The 2,453-nt window shown below is 42.9% G+C and carries 3 protein-coding genes and 2 pseudogenes; 1 reads left to right on the top strand and 4 read right to left on the bottom strand.

From position 1 onward, the window contains the following. The coding region (locus tag MHN31_RS24005) for a transposase (protein WP_239445540.1) at positions 1-114 on the bottom strand (114 nt) is incomplete at its 3' end. A 350-nt stretch (positions 115-464) separates the two neighbouring features. Here MHN31_RS24005 and MHN31_RS24000 point away from each other — a divergent pair. Then, complete coding sequence (locus MHN31_RS24000) at positions 465-806, top strand: hypothetical protein (RefSeq protein ID WP_239445539.1); 342 nt, start codon at positions 465-467, stop codon at positions 804-806. 111 nt (positions 807-917) lie between these two features. Here MHN31_RS24000 and MHN31_RS23995 read toward each other — a convergent pair. From MHN31_RS23995 to MHN31_RS23985, 3 genes and pseudogenes are all read right to left on the bottom strand, one after another. Further along, positions 918-1,145, bottom strand: a pseudogene (locus MHN31_RS23995) (transposase); the annotation flags it as partial. Continuing rightward, positions 1,129-1,914: pseudogene (locus MHN31_RS23990) on the bottom strand (IS5 family transposase); the annotation flags it as partial. The pseudogenes MHN31_RS23995 and MHN31_RS23990, both read right to left, overlap by 17 nt. Before the next feature lie 18 nt (positions 1,915-1,932). Further along, entirely contained in the window at positions 1,933-2,322 is a 390-nt protein-coding gene (locus tag MHN31_RS23985) for an ISAs1 family transposase (RefSeq protein ID WP_343224720.1), read from the bottom strand. Between the last annotated feature and the right edge of the window lie 131 nt (positions 2,323-2,453).

The following is a 2,453-nucleotide window of genomic DNA, read 5'->3' as shown; positions in this document are numbered from 1 at the left end:
AAATGTGCTCTGTCCAATTCCATGTTTTCGGCAAAGATCTGGAACCGATACACCCGATTCAGCTTCTTTGATCATGGCAACAATTTGTGATTCGGTGAATCTGCTTTTTCTCATCGTAAAACTTCCTTCTTTTGTTAATGGAAATTCTACTCAAGAACTGTTGCAGTTTATGGGGGAGTTACACTGAATCAGGGCAATAGGAACCGTCCACTTTATTCTTTCATAACTCACGATAAACGGTGGAGTGATGGCATTTTACTTTTTAGTGCTCTCAGTAACAGAACACCCCTCTTCCAAAAATATGGAAATCTGGTATCTTCTGCCCTCGGTCAACTACTGATATCTCATGGTAGTACTGCTTGTTTCTTTGGCGAGAAGAGCGCACCACTTTCAGCCGTTGGCTTTTCCTCTTCTACGCGGTCCCATGAGTGTCGCACTTATTATCTGAAATCAGGAGAAATGAAATGCCAGGAAGTAAATATTTCACAAATGATACACCTTACATTTTACAGGTATCATTGGTAGTTCGTGAAGGTGAAGATCCAAGAGAATTTGCAGAACCCAAAGACTTCTCGTTAAACCCTGAACAATCTCAATGGGTTGAGTATGGAAATGATACCAACATTTACCTTAGTGGAATTCAAATAACAGCAGTTGTGCATGGCAGTGCTGTTTTACAGCGACACATTGTTATCCAAAGAAGTTCACCTTTAGATGATAAGCTCAATACGAGAAATGGGGTAACGTTTACATATAACCCAGATACAAGTTCATTAGGAATATACACAAAAGAAGTGCGAATATAACATTATTGAAAATAAAGGAAAAATCATCAATACCACAAAGCAAGAGTTAGAAGTAACTTAAGTAGTCAGAAAAGGTGAAAACCTTGGATAAACAGTGTAACTCCACCTAACCTAGTACAGCTCATTATTAGAATCATGCAGCCTCAAGTAGCCAATTGGAGTCATGTCTTCCAGCGCATAGTGAGGCCTTTCATAATTGTAAATTTCTAACCATTCATCTGTGATTTCGCGTATTTGTTGTAGTGAATCGAACAGGTATAAATCTAATACTTCTTCACGATAACTGCGATTAAAAGGCTCCACAAAACCATTCTGATAAGGACTACCTGGTTGAATAAACTTTTTTGTCCTGAGCCAAACTTTCTAACAAGCTGGAGGCTTCGTTGATTAAATCTAAATAGCTTAGACAACACCGCTGTTCTAGCTGTTTCCCCTGATACTCAGGCATACCTAGCCCAGCCATTCTGTTGAGTGTTTTCACTTTGATCATCGCTTCAGTGTGTTGCGGATTGCATCCACGACTTACCAGCTTGTCACCCATTAGCTGTTTATACCGGTACATTGCCGTTTCCGCCAGTGAACGTTGGTGGTAGTTCACACACTTTTTCCACTCACTGCCGCCTATATGCTTTTTTAAAGTGATCGCGTTGTTGCGAGCATGTCCATCCTCCCACAACTGCGCGTTACGCCTTGATGGGATCACTGCAGCGACCTTTTTGGCTGACACTTCTGCATAACAGCCTCTGGTGTCATATGCGCCATCCGCTTTTACCGAGCGGATCTTCCAGTGCAATGGTCTGAGCAAGTCCCCTTGAACTTCTAAATCAGCTACGGAGATTGCAGATAACTCAGCACCCATGATTTGGAGCGTATTTGTATCAACGGCCAGATGTAATTTTCGCCAGGTCCGGCGTTTATTCACACCATGTTTTCTTGCATGCCACTCACCACTTCCGTATACCTTCAAACCAGTGCTATCAACGAAGATATCAATGCCCCTGGATACATTGGAATTTGGCCTATAACGAACTGCCAGTTCTGCGCTACGCTTGCACAAACAACTGTAAGTTGGCGTATCCAAATTAAGCTTCATTATTGATATCAGAGAGGATACAGAGCCCGGCCATTAACCGAAGATAAGCTCTGCCCTGAATTCATCGTCAAAACAGGCCCGAATACACTTGCCACGTATCGAATCTTTACGGCCTGTGTGCTGTTTTACCAGATTGCGAACAACCCGTCTGAATAGTGCCATATTTTCCGCCGAAATAGGCTCGCTGATCTGGCAATCATCTTCTTTAAACACGACATCCAACACCCAATGCTGTTGATTCTCTATGTGCCAATGATGGCGGATGGCTTTTTGTAACATCTGTGTATCCGGCTCGACAGAAGTAACATAAAAGAGCGTGTCTATTTGTGTTGTACTCAGGCATCTTCTTTGCCCGTAACAGCACAGCGGTGCGTATTTTTGGCTGTGGCCTATTGGTGAGGTGTATACCGCTTGGGTTCCCACATCCAGCAAAGTATCAGGGCAAAAAAACCACAGGCATAGGTGATATACAAAGGTGCCGACGTATTGGCATCTTCGTCATACATAAATATGTTAGACATCACTGCGGCCACCACCGCACCAATCACTAACCA

The organism is Pseudoalteromonas sp. McH1-42 (assembly GCF_022347845.1).
GTDB lineage: Bacteria > Pseudomonadota > Gammaproteobacteria > Enterobacterales > Alteromonadaceae > Pseudoalteromonas > Pseudoalteromonas rubra_D.
Note: the sequence above shows the minus strand (reverse complement) of the source record. Positions and strands in the feature narration are given on the sequence as shown.

Excerpts from the sequence above, each read along its gene's own strand:
- MHN31_RS24000 (WP_239445539.1), top strand. The coding sequence starts at position 465 with ATGCCAGGAAGTAAATATTTCACAAATGATACACCTTACATTTTACAG.